Below are 24,076 nucleotides of genomic sequence, written 5' to 3'. Positions count from 1 at the left end.
CTCCCAATGCGCCAAGTCGTGAAAAAACAGGGATAAGAATAGAAAACGACCGGTTAATTAAGAAATTTCCCCTCAGCATTTCCCCGCAGAGCCCATTTGCCGGATCGTATCGGCTTCGTGGTTAAAAGCCGCTTATGGTTTCTTTTTTCCAAACCTTGAGACACCGCAACGGGCACTGGGCTTACGCTCTGGGCGCCACCGCTCTGGCATGCGCCGCACCGCAGCCGGTCTTGGCCAGACATGCCAAGACCCCGCCCCCCTGTACCCAGGACTGCCCTCCTCAGCCCGGCTTCATTGCCCTGCCCTCCGCCGATGCCGAATTCTGGGCCGGTTTCGCCTCGCCCGAACTGTCATCGCTGATCGCGCAAGGCCTCGCCGCCAATCAAGACATGGCCAGTGCCAAGGCCCGCCTCGCCGTCGCCCGCGCGCGGCTGAAGGCGGCCAGCTCCAAATTCTTCCCCTATGTCTCGGCCTCGGCCAACGGCACCAAGAACACCACGGTCGTGGGCGACATCCTGCAATCGGGCCTGCTGCCCAGCGCCGAGATCGACATCGGTTACGACCTCGACCTGTTCGGTGCCAACCGCGCTGCCCGTCGCGGCGAAAGATCGCGCTTCAAGGCCAGCCAGCAGGATCTGGCCGCGCTGCGCCTCTCGCTCTCCTCGGAGATCGCGCGGGCCTATATCGCCATTTCCGCCATCGATGCCGAACTGGCGACGCTCAGCACGCAAAAGGGCATGGTCGACAATCTCGCCCGCCTGATCGCCATCCGCACCGCCGAGCATGAATCCGGCGCCTTCGAATCCGGCCTGGTGGTGCAACAACAGGCCAGCCTGCTCGCCCAGCTCGAAGTGCTGCGGGAGAACCGGCAGGAGGTGCTGGCCAGCCTTGCCGTGCTGGTCAATCAGGAGCCGGGGCAGATGCAGCTTTCGCCTCAGGCTTTCAACAGCATGGCCCTGCCTTCGCTGGGTGAGGTCCAGCCCAGCGACCTGCTCGCCCGACGCCCGGATGTCCTTGCCGCCGCCGACCGGCTGGAAGGCGCCCGCTATGACCAGAAATCGGTGCGCGCCTCACGCCTGCCCAGCGTCAAGCTGAGCGCCAGCGGCGTGATCGGCATCGCCACGGGCGGCGGCTTTGCGGCGCTGGCGAGCGCGGGCGGCACGCTGTTTGCCGCGCTGTTCCAGGGCGGCGCGATCACCGCCCGCAATCAGGAGGCCGCCGCCATCACCGACGATGCGCTGGCCGCCTATCGTAAAACCCAGCTTAACGGTCTGCGTGAGGCTGTCAGCGGTCTTGCCGCGCAATCCTCGGCGCAGGCGCGCGAAAAACTGTGGCTGCTCTCGATCGATGCGGTGGGCCGCTCGGCCCGCGTGGCGCAGGCCGCCTATCTGGAAGGCGAGGTGCCGATCAATGTGGTGACCGACGCCCGCGCCAATGAAATCGCCAGCCGCCGCGCCCTGATCGAGGCCCGGCGTGACCGCATGAACGCCACCATCGACATCTATCGCGCCATGGGCGGCCCCCCTGCCCCGGCGGAGGCCATCGCCCCCATCCCCGCCATTCTTCCGGCCACGCCAGGCAATCAGGCTGATCCGGCTCCTTCTGCTCCCGCATCGCCTCTGCATCGCAAGGCGCCACCGCCCACGGCAAGCACGCAACCGCCTGCCTCAACGCCCGCCATCAGCGCGGCCTCCACGCCTGATGCGGCTGGCGCGCCGCCAACGCCAAACGCCCCGTCTTTCGCCACATCCAGCGGCAATCTCGCCTCCACCAACACTAGGGACTTTTATCGTTAATCCTTTGCATGCGCGCTCCCTGCGCGATCAGCTAGGCCCCGTTTCACGGCCCAATAGGTCTGACCGGGTAAGTTGAAAGAGTGCGGAACCTCACGTGTGCCGCTTAGGAGCTTGAAGACGATGCCCGATCCTGACACCAATCTTGATGCCAAGGTCTACGAAGCGGTTGATACGCTTGGCCTTAGCGGAAACCTCTCGCCCCTGAGCAGTCTCGATCAGGCTGCAGGCAGTCTCGCTTCAACCCCGCAAACGGTTGCAAGCGGCATTGCGAATCACCTGGATTCCACGCTGGGCGGCGGTCTTGGTCCGGTTAACAATCTGGCAGCAACTCCACTGAGCAGCGGCAACACCTTCAGCAACCTGCCCGGCCTGAATCTTGGCCAGACCGAGCAGGGCGGCTCTGTCGGTGGCCTGACCGCCGCCGTTCAGCCCGTGCAGCAGACCGCCTCGCTGGGCCAGTCCGGCAATCTGACGCCTGAGGTTGGCGCCGGTCAGCTCAACGCCGCGACGCAGAATGTGCAGAACGCGGTCAATCAGGCGACGGCAGCGGCCCAGAACGCCGGTCCTTCGGTGACCAATGTCACCAACAACATCGGCGGCGGCGCTGGCGGCACGGGAGCCAACGGCGCGAACGGCACCAATGGCGGCACCGGCGGCACAGGTGCCCCCGGCGCCCCGGGCACCACGACGGTCATCGAACTCCCCGGCTCCGGCGGCACGAATGGCAGCGATGGCTCGAACGGCAGCAATGGCAACAACGGCGGCAATGGCACCGGCACGGACGGCACCCCCGGCCTGAACGGCAATCCCGGCGCCAATGGCGGCGGCAGCAACGGTACGGACGGCACGCCCGGCGCGCCCGGTCTGAACGGCAGCCCCGGCACGCCCGGAACCCCCGGCACGGATGGTACGCCCGGCACCAATGGCCATGACGGCAATCCCGGCGCCCCCGGCGATCCGGGCCTGCCTGGTCTTCCCGGCTTGCCCGGCCTCCCCGGCCTGCCTGGCGACCCCGGTAATCCCGGCAACCCCGGCGGCACCGACCCGGGCAACCCCGGCACCACGCCCGACACCGATCTGATCGCCAATGTCGATGTTAACCACCTGCCCGGCGTGGGTGATGTGAACGTCGGCGCCAACATCAACCTCGATCCGATCGAGCACCTGCTGGGTCAGGACATCGACCTCAATCTGGGCAGCATCGTCAATGCCTCGCCCGTCACCGGCGCGCTGAACGATGTGCTGGGCGGTCTGGGCACGGGCCTTGGCACCGGCGGCGGCACCAGCCTGAACGTCACCACCGGCCCCACCGTGGACCACAGCCCCTCCGACACCGATCTGGTGGTCAATGCGGGCGCGGCGATCCCGGGTCTGGGCACCACGGGCCTGCACACCAGCGTTAACCTCGATCCGGTCGAGAACCTGCTGGGTCAGGACATCGACATCAACCTCACCTCCGCCCTTGATGCCTCGCAGCTCACCGGCAACCTCACCCCGGCGATCACCAACATCACCGCCCCTCTGGGTGAAGCGCTGGCCCCTGTCACCGGCCCTGTCGGCGATGTGGCGAACAGCCTGCTGGGCACGGTCGGCGGCCTGACCGGCGGCGCCATCACCGGCTCGCTCGACCTGCCCGGCAGCACCGGCAACAGCGCGCTGGGTCAGGCGGTCGGCAATCTGACCCAGGCCCTCTCGCCCGTCACCGCCCCTGTGAGCCAGGTGCTGAGCGACACGCTGGGCACGCTCGACAGCGCGACCGCCGCCACCGGCGGCGTGGCCGGCATCCTCAACGGTCTTGCCACCCCGCTCTCGCCCGTGACCGAGGCTCTTTCGCCCGTCACCAGCCTCATCAATTCGAGCGGCCCCGTCCGTGAGGCCGTGGAAGGCCTGAACGGCGTGGCGAACGAGCTGGTCGGCAATGTGCTGTCCGGCATCCCCAACGGCGCGGGCAGCCCGACAGCCGCTATCGGCAACACGCTGGGCAGCGTGCTTGGCAGCACCACCAGCGCCGTCAACGATGCGCTGGCGCCTGTGACCGGCGTGGTCGGTCAGGCTCTGGGCGGCACGCTGGGCGAGCTGACCGGCGCTGCCGGCGGCACCGGCGCCTCGGCCCCCCTCACCGCGCTGGGCGACACGCTGGGCGCGCTGACCGGCGGCGGCAACGCCACCGATCCGGTCGCCGCGATCAACGGCGCTCTGGGCGGCGTAGGCAATGTGGTCAACGGCACGGTCGGCTCGGTCGAGAACGCTCTGGGCGGCCTGACGGGCGCTGCGGGCGGCACGGATCTGACCGGCGCGATCAATGGCGCTCTGGGTCAGGTCACCGGCGCCCTGAACGGCGCTCTGGGCAATGCTGGCGGCACCAATGCCGGCAATGCGCTTGAAGGCGCGCTTGGCGGCCTGACCGGCGCCCTTGGCGGCGCAGGCACCACCGATCCCACCTCGGCGCTGAACAGCGCGCTGGGCGAAGCCACCAACGCCGTCAACGGCGCCCTGAGCCCCGTGACCGGCACGCTCAATGACGCGCTGGGCGCGCTGACCGGCGGCGCCGGCAGCGGCGATCTGGCGGGCACGCTGAACAACGCTCTGGGCGGCCTGACCGGCGGCCTGGGCGGTCTGGCTGGCGGCACCAACCCGACCTCGACGCTCAGCGGCCTGGTCGATAACACCGCGGGCGCGGTGACGAATGCCCTGAACGGCACGGTCGGCAACGCCGTGAACGGCCTGACGGGCGCGCTGGGCGGCGGCCTCGGCGGCACCACCGATCCGACGGCAGCGCTGAACGGCGCCCTTGGCGGCCTGACCGGCGCTGTGAATGGCGCGACCGGCGCGGTCGGCAACACGCTGAACGGCGAACTGGGTTCGCTCGCCACCGACCCCACCGCCGCCCTGAATGGCGCTCTGAGCGGTGTGACCGGCGCCCTGAACGGCACGGTCGGCTCCGTGGCCAATGGCCTGCAGGGCACGCTTGGTAATGTCGTGAATGGCCTCACCGGCGGCGTTGGCTCCACCGATCCCACCACCGCACTGAACGGCGCCCTTGGCGGCGTGACTGGCGCTCTGAACGGTGTCACCGGCCAACTCGGCAATGCCGTGAATGGCCTCACTGGCGGTCTCGGCACCACCGACCCCACCGCAGCACTGAACGGCGCTCTCGGCGGCGTGACTGGAGCCCTGAACGGCGTCACTGGCCAGCTCGGCAATGCCGTGAATGGCCTCACCGGCGGCCTCGGCACCACCGATCCCACCGCCGCACTGAACGGCGCCCTCGGCGGCCTGACCGGAGCTTTGAACGGCGTCACTAGCCAGCTTGGCAATACCGTGAATGGCCTCACCGGCGGTCTCGGCACCACTGATCCGACCGCCGCGCTGAACGGCGCTCTGGGCGGCGTGACCGGCGCCCTGAACGGCGTCACCGGCCAGCTTGGCAATACCGTAGGCTCGGCTGTCAACGGCCTGCAGGGCACCCTTGGTAACGTCGTGAACGGTCTCACCGGCGGCGTTGGCACCACCGATCCGACCTCGGCACTCAACGGCGCCCTTGGCGGCGTGACTGGCGCTCTGAACGGTGTCACCGGTCAGCTCGGCAATGCCGTGAACGGCCTCACCGGCGGCCTCGGCACCACCGATCCCAGCGCTGCGTTGAATGGCGCCCTTGGCGGCGTGACTGGTGCCCTGAATGGCGTCACCGGCCAGCTGGGCAATGCTGTGAATGGCCTCACCGGCGGTCTCGGCACCACTGATCCGACCTCGGCGCTGAACGGCGCTCTCGGCGGCGTGACCGGCGCTCTGAACGGTGTCACCGGTCAGCTCGGCAATGCCGTCAACGGCCTCACCGGCGGCGCAGGCTCCACCGATCCCACCTCCGCGCTGAATGGCGCCCTTGGCGGCGTGACTGGCGCTCTGAATGGCGTCACCGGCCAGCTCGGCAATGCCGTGAATGGCCTCACCGGCGGCGCAGGTTCCACCGATCCCACCGCTGCGCTGAACGGTGCTCTCGGCGGCGTGACTGGTGCCCTGAACGGCGTCACCGGCCAGCTCGGCAATGCCGTCAACGGCCTCACCGGCGGGGCTGGCTCCACCGATCCCACCGCTGCGCTGAACGGCGCTCTCGGCGGCGTGACTGGTGCTCTGAACGGTGTCACCGGCCAGCTTGGCAACGCCGTGAATGGTCTCACCGGCGGCGCGGGCTCCACCGATCCCACCGCTGCGCTGAACGGCGCTCTCGGCGGCGTGACTGGTGCCCTGAATGGCGTCACCGGCCAGCTTGGCAACGCCGTGAATGGTCTCACCGGTGGCGCAGGCACCACCGATCCCACCGCCGCGCTGAACGGTGCTCTCGGCGGCGTGTCCGGCGCTCTGAACGGTGTCACCGGTCAGCTTGGCAATGCCGTGAATGGTCTCACCGGCGGCGCGGGCTCCACCGATCCCACCGCCGCACTGAACGGCGCTCTCGGCGGCGTGACTGGCGCTCTGAATGGTGTCACGGGCCAGCTCGGAAATGCCGTGAACGGCCTCACCGGCGGCGCAGGCTCCACCGATCCCACCGCTACGCTGAACGGCGCCCTCGGTTCGGCGACCGGCGCCCTCAATGGCGCGCTGGGCAGCCTCACCGGCGGCCATGCGGGCGATACGCTCAGCGGTGCGCTTGGCGGGCTGACGGGCGGGGCCGGCTCTTCGGATCTGACCTCCGCGCTCAACGGCGCTCTGGGCGGAGCCACCAATGCGGCCAATGGCGCGCTCGGCGCGACCACCGGCGCTCTCAACAGCGGTCTCGACGCGCTTCATGGCGCCACGGACGGCACCGCTCTGGCCAGCACGCTGGCCGGCACCGCCACCGGTACGCTGGGGGCTGTAGGTGCCACGCTGAACAATGCTCTGGGCGCTCTCAACGGCGCGCTGGGCAGCAGCGGGCTGACCAATGCCGCCAATGGCGCTCTGGGTTCGCTGACCGGCTCGACCGGCGGCTCCACCCTCAATGACACGCTCGGCACCCTGCTCCACGGCACCGGCACCACCGACCCCGTCGCCACGCTGACCGGCGCTGCCAATGGCGCGCTGGGCGGCCTGACGGGCGGCCTCAACGGCGCTCTGGGTTCGGCCACCGATACGCTGAACGGCGCGCTCGGGGCGCTGGGCCATGCGGGAACCGGCACGGGCACCGGCACCACCGATCCGACCGCGGCACTGGGCAGCGCGCTCAGCGGCCTGACGGGTGGCGCTGGAACCACCGATCCCACGGCAGCCCTGAACGGCGCGCTGAGCGGTCTGACCGGTGCGGCCAACGGCGCTCTGGGCACGGCCACAAGCGCGCTGAACGGCGCAGCGGGCGGCACCACCCTGACCGACGCGGCCAATGGCGCGCTGGGTTCGGCGGCTGGCGCACTGAACGGTGCGGTCGGCGCACTGAACGGCGTCGGCACGGGTGGCAGCACCGGGGGCACGGGCGGCACCACGCCGCTCTCCTCGCTGACCGATGCGCTGGGCCATCTGATGGGCACGGGCACCGGGACTGGTTCGGGCAGCAATTCCGAACTGACCGTCAATGCCGGAGCCGGCCTGCCGGTGCTGGGTGAGCTTGGCCTGAACGCCAATGTCAACCTCGATCCGGTGGCCAGCCTGCTGGGTCAGCCGGTCAACATCAATGTCGGCGCAAACCCTGATCTCGCGACGGCCCTGCATGGTGTGACCAGCGCCCTCTCGCCTGTCACCACCCCGCTCTCGCCGGTGACGAGCGCCGCCAGCCATACGGTTGACAGCGCGCTGGCCGGACTGGGCTCCGCCACCGGCGGCGTGCTGGGCGGCAGCCTGACGCAGGGCGCCACCAGCACCGATCCGCTGGCCTCGCTGACCGGCAACATCGGCAGTGCCGCTGGCGGCGTCGTGGTCGATCCGACCAATGTGGTGACCGGCACCGTGGGCAGCACCGTCGACGGCCTGCTGGGCGGGCTGAGCGGCGCCACCACCGCAGCCAGCAGCCTGCTCAACGGTTCGAGCACCGGCACCGGCACGGGCTTCAACGACATCTTCACGCAGATTGGCCATATCACCTCGGTCGACTCCTCGGTGGGCGATATCGCTTCGCCCTCGGCTGTGACCGGGGCGGTGACGGGCGCGCTGTCGCAGGGGCTGACGAACGCCGGGTCGAGCGTGGGTGACATCTTCCAGGAAGCATCCTCCGGGCTGGGCAGCATCACCACCGATCTGAGCCACACGCTGACCGGCACGGCAGCGGATGCGGGCAGCGCCCTGGGCTCCACCGTGGGCACCACGCTGAGCGATGTGGGCTCCACTCTGACGGGCACCACCGGAACGATCGGCACCGATCTGGGCCATACCGTGTCTGGGGCGCTGGGTGATGTCGGTTCGACGGTTGGTACCGTGACGTCGGATGTGACCGGCGCCGTGGGCACCACCACGAGCGATCTGGGCTCCACGCTGAGCGATGCGGGTTCGGTCCTGTCGGGCGTGGGCTCCACCCTGACCGGCACCACCGGCACGATCGGCACCGATCTGGGTCATACCGTATCCGGGGTGCTGGGCGATGTCGGTTCGACGCTGGGCACTGTGACCTCGGGCGTGACCGGCGCCGTGGGCACCACCACGAGCGATCTGGGCACCACGCTGGGCGACGTCGGTTCGGCTCTGTCGGGTGTGGGTTCCACGCTGACGGGCACCACCGGAACCCTTGGCTCCGATCTGGGCCAGACTGCGACCGGGGCACTGGGCGATGTCGGCTCGACGCTGGGCACTGTGGCTTCCGGTGTGACCGGGGCAGTGGGCACCACCGTGAGCGATGTGGGCTCGGCCCTCTCGGGTGTGGGCTCCACGCTGACGGGCACCACCGGAACGATCGGCACCGATCTGGGCCATACCGTGTCCGGGGCGCTGGGTGATGTCGGCTCGACGCTAGGCACCGTGGCTTCCGGCGTGACCGGGGCGGTGGGCACCACTGTGGGCGATGTGGGCTCGGCCCTCTCGGGTGTGGGTTCCACGCTGACCGGCACCACCGGAACGCTTGGCTCTGATCTTGGCCAGACTGCGACCGGAACACTGGGTGATGTCGGCTCGACGCTGGGCACCGTGACCTCCGGCGTGACCGGGGCGGTGGGCACCACCGTGGGCGATGTGGGCTTGGCCCTCTCGGGTGTGGGCTCCACGCTGACGGGCACCACTGGAACGGTCGGCTCCGATCTGGGTCATACCGTCACCGGGACGCTGGGCGATGTCGGTTCGACGGTGGGTACCGTGGTTTCGGGTGTGACCGGGGCTGTGGGCACCACTGTGGGCGATGTGGGTTCGGCTCTGTCGGGTGTGGGTTCCACACTGACGGGCACCACCGGAACGGTCGGCTCCGATCTGGGGCATGCCGTCACCGGGACGCTGGGCGATGTCGGTTCGACGGTGGGTACCGTGGTTTCGGGTGTGACCGGGGCTGTGGGCAGCACTGTCGGCACCACCGTGGGCGATGTGGGTTCGGCCCTCTCGGGTGTGGGCTCCACGCTGACGGGCACCACCGGAACGCTGGGCTCTGATCTGGGTCATACCGTCACCGGGACGCTGGGCGATGTCGGTTCGACGGTGGGTACCGTGGTTTCGGGTGTGACCGGAGCGGTGGGCAGCACTGTCGGCACCACTGTGGGCGACGTGGGTTCGGCCCTCTCGGGTGTGGGCTCCACGCTGACCGGCACCACCGGAACGGTCGGCTCCGATCTGGGTCACGCCGTGACCGGGACGCTGGGTGATGTCGGCTCGACGCTGGGTACTGTGGTTTCGGGTGTGACCGGCGCTGTCGGCACCACCACGAGCGATCTGGGTTCGGCGCTGGGCAGCACCCTTTCGGGCGCCACCTCGGCTCTGGGCGGAACCACCAGCACCGGCACCGATGCCGCCCATGCCGCGACCTCCACTTTGGGCAGCACGCTGTCCGATGTGGGCTCGACCCTGGGCAATGTCGTCACAGGTGTGACCGGGGCCGTGGGCACCGCCACGACCGATCTCGGCTCGGCGCTGGGCAGCACCCTTTCGGGCGCCACCTCGGCTCTGGGCGGGACGACTAGCACCGGCACCGATGCCGCTCATGCTGCGACCTCCACGCTGGGCAGCACGCTGTCCGATGTGGGCTCGACCTTGGGCACCGTGGTTTCGGGCACGACTGGCGCCGTTGGCACCACCGTGAGCGATCTGGGCTCCACGCTGGGCAGTGTCCTCTCGGGCACCACCTCGGCGCTGACCGGGACGACCGGCACCACCACCAGCAGCGCGACCGATGCCGCTCACGCCGCGACCTCCACTTTGGGCAGCACTCTGTCCGATGTGGGTTCGACCCTGGGCACCGTGGTTTCGGGCACGACTGGCGCCGTTGGCACCACCGTGAGCGATCTTGGCTCCACGCTGGGCAGTGTCCTTTCGGGCACAACCTCGGCGCTGTCCGGGACGACCGGCACCACCACCAGCAGCGCGACCGATGCCGCTCATGCCGCGACCTCCACTTTGGGCAGCACCCTGTCCGATGTGGGTTCGACGCTGGGCACCGTGGTTTCGGGCACGACTGGCGCCGTGGGCACCACCGTGAGCGATCTGGGCTCCACGCTGGGCAATCTGCTGGGCGGCACGACCTCGGCGCTGACCGGCACCACCACCAGCACCACCGGCACCGATGCCGCCCATGCGGCGACCTCGACGCTGGGGTCGACGCTGGGCAGTGTCCTCTCGGGCACCACCAGCGCGCTGACGGGCACGACCACGGGGACGACCGCCACCGACACGGGTTCCTCCCTGTCGAGCCTGCTGTCGGGCAGCACTTCGGCGCTGTCTGGCACCACGGACACCTCGCATGCCACCACCTCGCTGAGCGGTCTGCTCTCGGGTGCGACCTCGGCGCTGACCGGCACGGCCGCCAGCACCGGGACCTCCACGGCGGCGGGTACGGGGTCGAGCCTGTCGAGCCTGCTGTCGAGTGGCACCGGTTCGCTGGCCAGCGGCGCCACCGGCACCACCAGCGGCACGACGTCTTCGCTGACCAGCTCGCTGCTCAGCGGAACCTCCGGTGTGGTCAGCCCGGCCAATGACACCAGCAGCCTGTCGCATGCCACCACCTCGCTCCTGGGTTCGACCACGAGCGGGCTGACCAGCGGTCTGGGCAGCACGACCAGCTCGCTGGGCACCAGCCTGCTGAGCGGCACCACCGGCAGCGCGCTGGGCACCAGTTCGGTGGCCAGCAGCTCGACCAGTGCGCTGACGGCCATCACCAAAACCTTGGCGACCACCAAATCGCTCATCGGAGTCTAGCGGGGTCCTGAATGCAAAGATTAGTGCTAGCCAGCCGGCCATCGCGCGCGGTTCTGTTCACTGCCACTCTGGTCATCAACCTGACCGCACTAACCCTGCCCATGGTGGCCCGCCAGATCATCTCTCGCGGGCAGCAAAACCCCAATGGGTCTACGGTGTTCGTGCTGGTAGCACTTGTCATTGCCGCAGCCGCCACCGAAGGCGTGCTGAAACTGAACCGGAATCTGGTGATCGCGCATACCGATCGCCTGTTCCTCACCCAGCGGTTGCACTGGTTGATCGACCGGGTGGTGCGGGCGCGGCGGCTGGAGTTCAAATCCGCCGCCGCGGCCAGTCTCGATTACTCTGGGGCCATTCACCAGCTCAAGGGCATCGCCAATGGCGAGGTGCTGCTGGCCAAGGCGGAGATTGCCTTCGCCCCGGTCATCCTGCTGCTGATCTATGTGATTTCATGGCGCAGCGGCATCGTGGTCACCGTGTTTCTGGGCTGTCTGGCCGCCTTCACCTGGCATTCGGCCCATCGCTATTCGCTGATCGCGGAAAACAGCCGCGATGCCATCGAACACCGTTTCGACATGCTCTTCACCATTCTGGAGCGCATGCATCTGGTGAAGGCCATGGCCGTCGAGCCGCAGATGGTGCGCGTTTATGAGCAGGCCCATGGCGAGGCCATGCGCAACAATCTGGCGCTGGCCAATTCGGCCTCTCGCCTGACCCATTCCAATGCCATTGCCGGCATGCTTCTCAACATCATCCTGCTCTTCAGCTGCGCTCTGGCGGCGGAACGCGGGGCGATGAACCTGGCCATGGTGATCTCCACCATCCTGCTGGCCAGCCGCCTGATGGAGCCCATCCAGCGCGCCGTCTTCATGCACATTCAGGCCCGCGACCGCGATTCCGCTTTCGTGAAGATCCGCAAGCTGGATGAAGACACGCGGATGGACGCCCCGGCGCAGGGCAGCGCTCATTTCGAAAAGCTTCAGCAGTACCGGCTGGATGGCGCCATTCTGGCCCCCGTCTCGCACACCAGCACGGGGCCGGTGCCCCTGCCCGCACCGATCAATCTGGTAATCGAGCCGGGCGAATGCATCGCCATCTCCTCGCCCAGCCGCAAGGAAGCGCGTGCCCTGCTGCGCGCCATGGCGGGCCTCGACGAGCTGGCGGGCGGCGCGGTGAAGGTCAATGATCTGGCCTTCGAGGCCTATGGCCCCAATGACCGCAACCATATTCTGACCTATCTCTCTTCCGACCACCGCCTGTTCGACGGCACCATTCAGGACAACATCACGCGCTTTGGCGAAGTCTCGGTGGAGGCGGCCTATGAGGTGGCGCGCCTGCTGGGGATCGACAAAAGGCTCGATGAGCTGCCGGGCGGCATGCAGACGCCGGTTGGCGACTCTGCCGGTGGCACCGTGGCCCCGGGTCTGGAGCGGCAGATCGCCATTCTGCGCGGGCTGACGCATCGCCCCCGCATCATCCTCTTCGATCATGCCGATCAGGGGCTGGACCGCGATGGCTATGCCCGCCTGATCAACTTCTTCAGCCAGGTGCGCGGCATGGCCACGGTGGTTATCGCCAGCGAGGACGCCAACCTCGCCTCGCTGGCCGACCGTGCCTTCCGGCTGGAAGACGGGGCGCTCTCGCCCTGTGACACGATTGTGCCCTTTTCCCTTCCCTATCGCTCGCTGGTGCTGTGATGCAGACGACAACGGTTTCCAATACGGCGCTGACCTCCTCGGGCGGTCCAACACCGGCTTCGTCGCTGGCCACCATGCTGAGCCGTTCGGCGCATGGGGCCGATCACGATCCGGCCTTCTTCAACCTGCTGGCTCTGCTCTGCACGCGCTTCATGCCCAATGTGCAGATCAAGGATGTGCTGGGCACCGTGCCGCGCAACCATCATCGCGGCACCGGGCAGCGCCTGCTGGCCGCCGCGATGAATCTGGGCTTCACCGTGCGCGAACACAAGTTCAGCCTCGATCAGCTGCGCCCCTGGGATTGCCCGGCGCTGCTGATCACGCAGGACGGGCAGGAAGCCTTCCTGCTGCTCTCCACCGAAAGCACCATCTCGGCGCTGGATGGCGAGGGCAAGGAGCGCGATCTGGAGACCCTGCCCAAGGGCAAGATCCGCAAGCTGCAGCTTGAGCCCGCCGCCAATCCGCTGTCTCCGGAAAGCCGCAAGCATACCGGTTACAGCTGGCTGCGCGCGCTGGTCAGCTCCTTCGGTTCGATGCGCTGGATCGTGATGGCGACCACGCTGGCGGTGGTGATCGTGACGATCGCCCAGCCCTTTGTAATCTCGGCCTTCTACCGCTCGGTCTTCACACGGGGCGATGAGCTGGCCATGCCATGGCTGCTGACGCTGCTGATGGTGCTGGTGGTAACGATGTGGGGCATGCTGGCCCTGCGATCCCATGCGCTGGCGTGGTTTGCAGCGCGGCTCAACTATGTCGTGGGCTGCGCCACCTTCGACAAGATGATGCATCTGCCCGCCTTTCTGACGCAAAGGCTGGACGCGAAAGACCAGTCCTCCCGCGTGCGTTCCTTCGAGAACGTCAGCGACTTTCTGACCAGTCCCTTGGCGGCGATCCTGCTCGATCTGCCGGTTTCGGTGCTGGGGCTGATTGCCGTGCTGTGGATGATGCCGCCGGCCGGCATCGTGCTGGTGGGTGCGGGCCTGTGCTATGGCGGGCTGTTCTTCTTCTGCGACCGCCGCATGGGTGTGCTGACCAGCATGCTGGCCGATCAGGCCACCGAATTGCAGCATGTGATGGTCGAAACCTTCGAGAAGCGCGACCTCATCCGCGAATGCGGCCTCCAGCACCGCTGGGCCGATCTGCAGCAGCGCCGCATCGAACGTGCGCAGATCGTGCAATATGCCATGTCGCGCCTGATGGCGATCGTGGAGGGCATGGCCAGCTTCTTCTTCGCCGTGGCCTTCATTCTGGTGATCGGCGCGGTGGCGCTATGGTCAGTGAAGTATGAGCTGGGCCCGGCTGAGCTGCTCGGCGTGGTGCTGCTGACCTCCAGCGTGCTGGCGCCGATGCATGCGCTGTGCCTTGCCCTGCCCCGTTTCGAGCAATGCGGCAAATCGGTCGAGCAGATCAACGCCTTCATGGATCTGGAGACCGAGGCCGTCACCGATGTGCAGCGCCGCCGCCTGCCCCAGATCCAGGGCAATGCCACCATGCGCAACATCACCATGCGCATCGGCAACGGGCGCCCCATGCTCTTCGGCCTCGATCTGGACATCAATGCGGGCGATCTGATCGGCATCCACGGCTCGGCGGGCACCGGTAAATCCACCATCCTGCATCTGCTGCAAGGGCTGACCCAGCCCTCCTTCGGCGTGGTGCAGATCGAGGGCGTGGATATGGAGCAGCTGCCCGTGCGGACCCTGCGCAGCGCCATCGGCTACATCCCGCAGAACCCCAGCCTGCTGCCCGGCACGCTGCGCGACAATCTGGATATGGCCAATCCCGTGGCGTCTCCGGCGGATATTGAACGGGTGCTGGCGGCAGTCGGCCTGCAGAACATCGCGCTCGACGACATCCATATCACTGAAAACACACAATTGTCGGAAGGTTTCATCTGGCGTTTCGCCCTTGCCCAAGCCTTGCTGTCAGGCAGCGGACTTATCCTGATAGATGAAATCCCGAATGCCGTGGTTAATGCCGGTTTTGACAAGATATTCCATAATGTTCTTCGCTCAGCGAAAGGACGAGTCAGCGTGGTCTTTGTTTCCGGTCGGTCCGATCTTCTTGCCCTGGCTGACAGGGTGGTGGTGCTTCGCCAGGGCCGTGCCCCGGTGGTGACCTCGCCCGACGCGCTGGCGGATGCCGCCTGATGCCCGCCCGCCTGCACCTCGTTCAGGCTTCGCGAGAGGCCTTTCCCGGCGCCGAAACCTCGGGCGACACCTCGGAGCTGCCCGAACTGCTGATGCCGCTGGGCGCCAGCGACGCTCATTCCGGTCGCATCCTGCATGGCACGCTGATCGCCCTGAGCGCCGCCGTGGTCGTGGCCATTGGCTGGGCCGCCGTGGCGCAGGTCAGCGATGTGGCGCAGGCTGTCGGCACGCTTGAACCCGATGCCCATGAGCGCCGGATCGAGCATGTCGATGGCGGCCAGATTTCGCGCCTGCTGGTGCATGAAGGTGACAAGGTGGTCGAAGGCCAGCCCCTGATGGAGCTGGATGGCGCTCAGGCAGCGGGCGATGTCGCCTATGCCAAGGAGCGCGTGGCGATGATCACCCAGCAGCTTGGCACGGTCAAAGCCTTGGAAAACAAGGGCGCCGCCGTCAGGGGCGACACCGCCGAAGCCCAGCGCGCCGCCTTCCTCGGCGCCGAGAACCGCGCCGCGGCCGCCCGCGCCCAGCAGCAGGCCGCCAGCATCGCGATGATCCGCGCCCAGCTGACCACCGCCGAGCAGGCCGCCAAGATCGCCCGTGATGACCGCGACCGCGCCCAGCGCCTGTTCGCCGCAGAAGCCGTCACCCGTTCCTCGCTCAACCAGCGCGAACAGCAGCTCAACGATGCTGATGGCCGGGTGAATGCCCTGCGCCAGCAACTTTCCGTCGCCAGCGGCGGCTTCGAACAGGCTACCAGCGAGGCGGCCAGCGTGCGCTCGCGTCAGGCGGTCGATCTCTATCAGGAGAGCAACACGCTGGCCCTGCAACAGATCGAGGCCAGTGTGCTGCTCAAGCGCGCTCAGGATCGCACCAGCCGGCTGATCGTGCGCAGCCCCGTCACCGGCATGGTCAAGGCGCTCACCATCGCGCCGGGCAGTGTGGTCGCCCCCGGAGGCCTGCTGGCCGTGGTGGTGCCCTCCAATGAAAAGCTGATGATCGATTCGCAGATCCCGGCCAGCAACATCCATGATGTGCGCGCCGGTCTCGACGCCCATATCCGCATCAATGGCTTCGATCTGCCCGGCAAGGGCTGGATCGAGGGGCAGGTCCATTCGATCTCGCCCTCTTCCTTCGGCGATGAGCGCGGCAACCGTTTCTACAAGGTGCGCCTGGCGATCACCGACAAGGATCTCGATCGCCGCACCATGGCCTCGCTGGCTCCGGGGCTTGAGGCCCATGCCGACATCATCACCGGCCATAAATCCGTGCTGTCCTTCCTGGTCAGCCCCGTCCGCCATGGGCTTGACGCCGCCCTGACCGAGAAGTGAGGCCAGCATGAGCGCTCTGCCCGACTTTCAAAGCTTCGATGCCGCCGTTAACCATGGGCTGGACGTGCCGCAGCCCCTGCCCGAGGCGCCGCCCCAGCCCGCCGCTGCCGCGCCTCAGCCGGGCAGCAGCAACGGGATGCGCGTCCTGCTGGTCGAGGATGACCGTATGGCGGCGATGATGGTGTCGTCCATGCTTAGCGATCTTGGTTATCAGGTGGAAACCGCCCAGAATGGCGCGGAAGCTTATGCGTTGCTGCGCGAGGCCCCCACGCGTGCCGATATGGTTCTGACCGATCGCTTCATGCCCGCGCTCGACGGTCTGGGCCTGACCCGCCGTCTGCGCCGTGAACCCGCAACCCAGCATATGCCGATCATCATGCTGACCGGCACCGGCGATTCCGCCTCTATCGCGGAAGGGATCGAAGCCGGGGTTCAGCAATATCTCACCAAGCCGGTCGATCCCAATCTGCTGCAGCAGGTGATGCAGGCCACCACCCGTCAGGTCGAGCAGCGCCGCGCCGCCGCGCGCACGCTGCAATCGCATCAGGCCGGTTTCAGCAACATCCAGCGCATCGATTTTCATCTGCGCACCATGGCCGATATCGCGCCTGTCGCCAGCCTGCTGGCCAGCCTTGCCGACAATCCGGAAAAGGTGCTGGTGGGCCTGCGCGAACTGCTGACCAATGCGGTGGAGCATGGCGTCTATCGCCTTGGCGGGCAGGCCAAGGCGCAGCATCTCGCCAATGGCACGCTGGACGCTGAACTGGCCCGGCGCGAGGCCGACCCGGCCTATGCGGGCGTGGCCGAAGCCGCCGCCCAGCGCCTGCCCGATGGCATCAAATTCGCCTTCCGCGATCCGGGCCCCGGCTTTGCCTGGCAGCGCTTTATCCGCCCCGATCCTGCACAGGGCATCGGCCTGACGGGGCGCGGCATCGCGCGCGCCGCGCTGATCTTCAACAAGGTGGAATTCCACGGCACAGGCAACCTCGTCACCGCCACGCTGGCCGCGCGGGCGGCCACCATATGGTGAAGCTGTTCAAGCGCCCCGCCTCTTCTCTTCCCAGCACAGGCAGCCCCATGAGCACCCTTTTCAAGCGCCATCTGATGGCCATCGTGCTGGGCTTTGTCGGCCTGCTGGCGGTGATCTTCACCGCCTCGGCGCTGACAGGCATGAACCGGCTGGGCCGCGCCCAGTTCCTGGCGCAGGCGCAGGCGCATGAAACCGAATTGGGCACCCAGATCGATCATCTGGCGCTCCGGCTGAAAGACGCCGCCAATTACGTCAATGCCGATGTCGCCACCTACCCCGCTCAAAAGGTCTCGGGCAATCTGACGGGCACGCCCTATGTCCTCGATCAGGGCTTTCTGGCGGTTGCGGATCACCTGCGCCATTCGGGCATGGGCCATGGCGTGCAGCCCTCCGAACAGACCGCTGGCGAAATCGACCATCTGCGCGCCATGGCGCAGGCCACGCCATCCTTCGTCCATGTGGTGGCGGCCAAGCAGTTCCCCGCCCTGTTCGGCCTTGAAAAGCCCGATGCGCTGGTCCTGCTGCAAAGCCAGCCCGTGGCCGGCCCGAATGACCGGCTGACCTATGTGGTCTTCGATTTCGCGCGCCTGTGCCGTGATGAGGCCAGTCGGAGCGATTTCGCCAACAGCTGGTCGATCCGGGCCATCAGCACGCCGGGCAGCGAGGCGGTCGATGTCGGCTGCACCACCACGCGCGAGAATGCCACCAGCGGCTTCTTCATGCCTTCCGAAGACATGATCCACACGCTGCCGCTCACCCGCGCGGTGGGGCTGGAAATCCATACCGAGCGCCTGCTGCCGATGAAGGCCAGCGTGGTGACCATGCTGGCCTTCGCCCTGATCGCCGTGGCCGCCATCGCCGTGGCCGCCGTGCTGTCGCGCCGCTGGCAGCATCAGGCCTCTGCCGAGCTGATGGAGGCTGTCCATACCGCTCAGGCGGCTGCCGCCTCCAAGGATGAATTCCTCGCCAATATGAGCCATGAGATCCGCACGCCCCTCAATGGCGTGCTGGGCATGGCCGAGCTGCTGGGCCGCCGGAACCTCTCCGAAACCGACATGCGCTATGTCGATCAGATCCGCAATTCGGGCTCGGCGCTGCTGGCGATCCTCAACGATGTGCTCGATCTGGCCAAGATCGATCAGGGCATGCTGGCGATCGATCCGATCCGCACCAATCTCTACCAGCTGCTTCAGGATGTGCTGGGGCTTTATGCCGGCAAGGCGCATGAGAAGAATGTCAGCCTGATGATCGATGTCGATCCGCAGGTGCCCAAATGGGCGATGATCGACCCCACGCGCCTGCGCCAGATTCTCGGCAATCTGGTCTCCAACGCCGTGAAGTTCACCGAGAATGGCGAGATCATGGCGCAGATCGCCACCGGCATGTCGCAGGGCCGCGAATGTCTGACGATCTCGGTGCGCGACACCGGCATCGGCATGACCCCCGAACAGCAGGCCAGCCTGTTCGAACGCTTCACGCAGGCCGAGGCAGGCACCGCACGCAAGTTCGGCGGCACGGGTCTGGGTCTTTCCATCGTGCGCCAGCTCTGCACGCTGATGGGCGGCGAGATCTCGGTCGAGAGCCAATATGGCAAAGGCTCGACCTTTATCGCCCGCCTGCCGCTCGAACGCCTCGACGGCGAGACCGCCAGCCAGCCGATGACCACGCTGGGCGTGGGCCTTGTCACCCCCTCGCCCTTTGTGCGGCAGGTGGTGGAGCGCGTGCTGGCCAAGGCCGGGCTGCGCCTGCAAGCCTTTGCCTCGATGGATGAGGCAGTGCGTGCTTTGGCCCCGGGCAACAGTCTGGACCTCTCCGGCCTGATCCTTGACGAAGCGCAGGATGTGCATGCCGCCTATGACGGCTGGACGCGGATCGCGGCGCAGAATGTGCTGAACGGCGGCGGCTGGGCGATCCTGCTGGCCGACAAGCAGATGCACCAGCGCTACAGCGGTTTCGACAAGGCGCTGTGCAAGCCCTTCCTGCCGGAAGATCTGGAACGCGCGCTCAGCACGCTGATCAACCGCAGCGGCGGCGCGGTGGCGCCTGCCACGCCTGCCGTGCAGTCTTCGGCCAATCAGGAAAGCTGGCCCACCGTGCTTGGCCCCGATGCCAACAGCACCGTGCGTTTCGACGGCAAGACCTGCCTTGTGGTGGATGACAACACCGTCAACCAGCTGGTGATTTCCGAGCTGATGCAGGACTTCGGCTTTGCGATCACCACCGCCAGCGACGGTCGCAAGGCGCTCACCGCCGCTCAGGAACAGAAGTTCGACATCATCCTGATGGATTGCCGCATGCCGAATATGGATGGCTATGACGCCACCCGCAATCTGCGCGAGATGATGAAGGCGGGCACCGTGCCGCACACGCCCATCGTGGCCCTGACTGCCAATGCCATGAAGGGCGACAGCGAGAAGTGTCTGGCCTGCGGGATGGACGCCTTCCTCTCCAAGCCGGTGCGCGTGCCCGAACTGATCGACGTGCTGGTCTGCCTGCTGCCGCTGACGGATGATGCCGCTTCGGGCGATGTGATGTGGCTGGATGCGCCCAGCCCTGCTCCCGCCCCGGCACCGGCTTCTGTGGTTGCCGCGCCTGTTGCTCCGGCTCCGGCCTCGGTCTTCGCCGCGCCGCAAGCGCTGACCCCAGCGGCTCAGGCCACGCCTCCGGCCTTTGCACCGCAGCCTGTCGTGGCGCCTTTTGCACCGCCTCCGCCTGTGGCGGTTCCGGCGCCTGCCTCGGCGCCGGTGTTCGCTCAGCAGCCTGTGGCTGCAGCACCTGCCCCGGTCTTTGTAGCCCAGCCGGCGCCGGTCGCTCCGGCCCCGATCTTTGCGGCACCCCAGCCGCTGACGGCTGCAGCTCCGGCCTTTGTGCCGCCGCCGCCGTCCGTGGCCGGGCAGGCCCCGCTGCCTCCGCTGGAGATGACGCCCGATATGGCTCTGCCGCCGCTGGCGCCTCCGCCCCCACCAATCGCACAGAGGCCTCCGGTCCAGCAGCCTATCGCGCAGCAGCCTTCTCCGGCGCCGGTCCAGCAGCCCCGTCCGGCCTTACAGGCTGTCGTGCCGCCGCCTGCACCTGCCCCGGCTCCGGTGGCGCAGATGCGGCCTGCCGCTCCCGCTCCGGCGCAAGCCGCGCCCCAGCAGTCCAGCGTGTCGCTCTTCGACGAAGCCACCTTCGAGACCCTGCGCACCACCATGCGCAGCTTCCCCCAGCTGATCGCGCTCTATCGCACCGATACGGTCGATTACCTCAACCAGATCGAGAAGGCGCTGGCGCTGGGCGAGAAGGAAGAGGCCGTCCTGCCCGCCCATACGATCAAGAGTTCGAGCAAGATCGTTGGCGCCAGCGGCATGGCGGCCCTGTCAGAAGTGATGGAAAAGCGCCTGCGCACAGGGCAAGGCAACAGCCTCGCCGAAATGACCGAGCTGCATAATCGCATGAAGATCGTCTATGGCCAGACCCTGCAATGCATCGATATGCTGCTGGCCCGCCAGGGCGGCAGCCCGCCGCCACCGCGCGCGGCAGCGGGCTAACAGGGGTTACGCCGTGGCCATCGCCCCCAGACGGGCGGCCACGGCTTCCGCCTGAGCCATGATGCGGGCGATCAGCTCGGCGCAGGTCGGGATATCGTGGATCAGCCCCTGCGACTGCCCGGCCCAGACCAGACCGCCTTCGATATCGCCGCTTTCCAGCGTCTGGCGGCCCTTTTCGCCCGCCACATAGGGGCGCAGCATCTCGAAATTCACGTCAGGCTGGCGCTGCAGTTCCACCACCTTGCCTGACACCGGGGTGAAGGCCACCCGCCCGGTGTTGCCGATGCCGCGCAGGATCAGCCGCGTGTCGCGCTCGTCATTGTTGAGGATCACCTGTTTGACATTGGCATGGATCGGCGCCTCCTGCGTGGCGCAGAAACGCGTGCCCATGGTGATGCCCTGAGCCCCCAAAGCCAGCGCCGCCGCCAGCCCGCGCCCATCGGCAAATCCGCCGCAGGCCAGCACCGGGATCTCCAGCGCATCGACCGCCGCCGGGATCAGCACCAGCCCGCCCACATCGTCTTCACCCGGATGCCCCGCGCATTCGAAGCCGTCGATGGTGACGATGTCCGCCCCCATCCGCTGCGCCGCCAGAGCATGACGCACCGAGGTGCATTTGTGGATCACCGTGACGCCATGCGCCTTGAAATCCTCGATATGCTCATGCGGGGAATGGCCGGCGGTTTCCACCACCTTGATCCCGCTCTCGATGATGGCGCGGCGATATTCGGGATAGGGCGGCGCGCGGGTGATCGGCATCAGCGTGAGGTTCACGCCGAAAGGCTTGTCGGTCAGTTCGCGCGTGGCATCGATGGCACGGCGCAGATCATCCGCCGTGGGATAGATCAGCGCCGTCAGCAGACCCAGCGCGCCCGCATCGGACACCGCCGAGACCAGTTCGGGCTTGCCGATCCACATCATACCGCCCTGAACCACAGGGTGGTCGATGCCCAGCATCTGCGTGATCTTGGTGGAGATGGGCATCCTGTTTCAAACCTTTTACGAAGCTGTCGGAATGGGCTGGACGATCAGCGTGGAGGTGGCCGTGGCCAGATCGGTTCCCCGCGCGTCACGGATCACGCCTTCGGTCACCACCACCTGACGCCCGCCCTTCTGCACCCGCCCGATGATGTCGAGCGGACCGCTGTTGGCATCGATGGCGCGTAAGAACGCCACCTTGATTTCCAGCGTCAGGCAGTAATGCTTGCCGTCCAGCACCGAATGCGCCGCCGCCCCGCAGGCATTGTCGAGCAGGCTGGCGATATAGCCGCCATGGGCGATGCCCACCTGATTGTCGAAGCGGTGATCAGGCGTGGCGCGCATCACCACCTCGCCGGGATGCGCGGAGATCACCTCGACCTCCAGCAAACGCATCATCGGCGAGCGAGACATCACCTCTTTCAGCGCCAGCACCTGATCCACGCCGCTCATCAGAATTGGGCCTCGTCCAGCGCCATCATCGAGCCCTTGCCCGATTTGATCGCCAGATAGCAGGCGGCGGTCTGCGGCAGGATACGGTCGTAGAAGAAGCGGGCCGTGGTGATCTTGGCCTGATAGAACTCCTTCTCCTGCGTGCCGGACGCCAAGGCCTCCGCCGCCAGCTTGGCGGATTGCGCAAAGCAGAAGGCGATGGCGGTGAGGCCAAGCTGGCGCAGATAATCGGTGGCGGCGGCGCCCGCTTCCTCGGGGTCTTTGAGCCCGCGCTGGGCGATGATCGCGGTGGAGCCCTGCAAGGCTTCAAACGCGCGCTTCAGCCCGGTGATAAAGGGCTCGATCGGGCTTTCCCCGGCGTTCTCCTCGATAAAATTCGAGACCGGATGGAAGAAGCTGCGCAGATAGCGGCCCATATGCGCGCTCAGCTTGCGGCCGATCAGATCGAGCGCCTGAATGCCATTGGTGCCCTCATAGATCATGCTGATGCGGGCATCGCGCAGATACTGCTCCACCCCGCTTTCCACGATGTAGCCATGGCCGCCATAGACCTGCACCGCATGGCTGGCGCTTTCCAGACCCAGATCGGTGAACATGGCCTTGACCACCGGCGTCATCAGCGCCACGAAATCCTCGGCGCGCTGTTTGGTCTCGGGATCGGCGGCATGCTTTTCGGCATCGAGCGCCCGGCTGATCCAGCCCGCAAGCGCGCGACACCCTTCATTGTAGGCGCGCATCGTCATCAGCATGCGGCGCACGTCGGGGTGGACGATGATCGGATCGGCGGCCTTGTCAGGATATTTCGGGCCCGACAGGCTGCGGCCCTGCAGGCGATCCTTGGCGTACCACACGGCGGACTGATAAGCCGCCTCGCCGATGCCCAGCCCCTGAATGCCCACGCCCACGCGCTCGGCATTCATCATGGTGAACATGGCTTCCAGCCCCTTGTTGGGCTCACCCACCAGCCAGCCGAGCGACTCCTCGAACTGCATCTGACAGGTGGCCGAGGCCTTGATGCCCATCTTGTGCTCGATGCCGGTACAGGCCACGCCATTGCGGATGGCAGGCTGGCCATTGTCGTCCAGCAGCAGCTTGGGGACGAGGAACAGGCTGATCCCCTTCACCCCCTTGGGCGCATCGGCCAGACGCGCCAGCACCAGATGGACGATGTTGCCCGACAGATCATGCTCACCCGCCGAGATGAAGATCTTGGAACCCGAAACCTTGTAGGTGCCGTCGCCCTGATCCACCGCCTTGGTGCGCAACAGGCCCAGATCGGTGCCGCAATGCGCTTCGGTGAGGCACATCGAGCCCGACCATTCGCCCGAGACCATCTTGGGCAGCCAGATCTGCTTCAACTCATCACTGGCATAGGTGGTGAGCGCAGCAATCGCCCCGCTGGTCAGCCCCGGATAGAGGCTGAAGGCGACATTGGTGGCGCAGACCATCTCCTCCACCATCTTGCCGACGGCTTCGGGCAGGCCCTGCCCGCCCCATTCGGGCGGCGCCACCAGCGAGGACCAGCCGCCCTCCACGAACTGGCGATAGGCGTCCTGAAAGCCCTTGGGGGTACGCACCACGCCATTCTCGAAATGGCAGCCCTCGGCATCGCCGCTGGCGTTGATGGGCAGCAGCACCTGCTGGGTGACGCGCGCGGCTTCTTCCAGCACGGCGTCGATCAGGTCCGGGGTGAACTCCTCATGGCCCGGCAGACCGCCGAAGCCATCGCCCTGATGCAGTTCATGAAGCACGAAACGCATGTCGCGCAGCGGAGCGGTGTAGACTTGCATGTTGATCCTCTCCGGCGGGGTCTGCGCCCCGCC

Annotated in this window: 10 protein-coding genes; 7 read left to right on the top strand and 3 right to left on the bottom strand. The window is 67.1% G+C overall.

The genetic code is table 11. The annotated features are described in order from the left end of the window. Positions 1 to 134 precede the first annotated feature (134 nt). The 7 genes from HGK27_RS06425 to HGK27_RS06395 all read left to right on the top strand — a co-directional run bounded on the left by HGK27_RS06425 (position 135) and on the right by HGK27_RS06395 (position 20,822). On the top strand, positions 135 to 1,796 hold the full coding sequence (locus HGK27_RS06425; RefSeq protein ID WP_206239700.1) for a TolC family protein: 1,662 nt from the start codon (positions 135 to 137) through the stop codon (positions 1,794 to 1,796). A gap of 120 nt (positions 1,797 to 1,916) precedes the next feature. Further along, positions 1,917 to 11,087, top strand: coding sequence for a hypothetical protein (locus tag HGK27_RS06420; protein WP_206239697.1), 9,171 nt, complete (start codon positions 1,917 to 1,919; stop codon positions 11,085 to 11,087). An 11-nt stretch (positions 11,088 to 11,098) separates the two neighbouring features. Continuing rightward, positions 11,099 to 12,784, top strand: a complete 1,686-nt coding sequence (locus HGK27_RS06415; RefSeq protein WP_206239696.1) for an ABC transporter transmembrane domain-containing protein — start codon at positions 11,099 to 11,101, stop codon at positions 12,782 to 12,784. Further along, positions 12,784 to 14,934: an ATP-binding cassette domain-containing protein gene (locus tag HGK27_RS06410; protein ID WP_206239694.1), complete on the top strand. Its 2,151-nt coding sequence runs from the start codon at positions 12,784 to 12,786 to the stop codon at positions 14,932 to 14,934. The genes HGK27_RS06415 and HGK27_RS06410 overlap by 1 nt, the downstream gene beginning before the upstream one ends. Further along, positions 14,934 to 16,262 carry an HlyD family type I secretion periplasmic adaptor subunit gene (locus HGK27_RS06405; RefSeq protein ID WP_206239692.1) on the top strand — a complete coding sequence of 443 codons (1,329 nt, stop codon included), beginning with the start codon at positions 14,934 to 14,936 and terminating at the stop codon, positions 16,260 to 16,262. Before HGK27_RS06410 ends, HGK27_RS06405 begins: the two co-directional genes overlap by 1 nt. 7 nt (positions 16,263 to 16,269) lie before the next feature. Next, the gene (locus HGK27_RS06400) at positions 16,270 to 17,292 is read left to right on the top strand and encodes a response regulator (RefSeq protein ID WP_206239690.1); all 1,023 of its coding nucleotides are present in this window, start codon (positions 16,270 to 16,272) and stop codon (positions 17,290 to 17,292) included. A 47-nt stretch (positions 17,293 to 17,339) separates the two neighbouring features. Beyond that, a complete protein-coding gene (locus HGK27_RS06395) occupies positions 17,340 to 20,822 on the top strand; it encodes a hybrid sensor histidine kinase/response regulator (RefSeq protein WP_206239689.1) in 3,483 nt (1,160 codons plus the stop codon). Positions 20,823 to 20,828: 6 nt separating this feature from the next. Here the strand turns inward: HGK27_RS06395 and HGK27_RS06390 are convergent, their stop codons facing one another. The 3 genes from HGK27_RS06390 to HGK27_RS06380 are packed head-to-tail and all read right to left on the bottom strand — an operon-like array spanning position 20,829 to position 24,043. Next, positions 20,829 to 21,806 (bottom strand): NAD(P)H-dependent flavin oxidoreductase, encoded by a 978-nt coding sequence (locus HGK27_RS06390; protein WP_206239687.1) that lies wholly within the window; start codon positions 21,804 to 21,806, stop codon positions 20,829 to 20,831. A 15-nt stretch (positions 21,807 to 21,821) separates the two neighbouring features. Then, positions 21,822 to 22,253, bottom strand: a complete 432-nt coding sequence (locus HGK27_RS06385; RefSeq protein ID WP_206239685.1) for a PaaI family thioesterase — start codon at positions 22,251 to 22,253, stop codon at positions 21,822 to 21,824. After that, entirely contained in the window at positions 22,253 to 24,043 is a 1,791-nt protein-coding gene (locus HGK27_RS06380; protein WP_206239683.1) for an acyl-CoA dehydrogenase C-terminal domain-containing protein, read from the bottom strand. Before HGK27_RS06380 ends, HGK27_RS06385 begins: the two co-directional genes overlap by 1 nt. Positions 24,044 to 24,076: the final 33 nt, after the last annotated feature.

The organism is Novosphingobium terrae (assembly GCF_017163935.1).
GTDB classification, from domain to species: Bacteria; Pseudomonadota; Alphaproteobacteria; order Sphingomonadales; family Sphingomonadaceae; genus Novosphingobium; species Novosphingobium terrae.
This window is presented reverse-complemented; position numbering and strand designations above follow the sequence as displayed.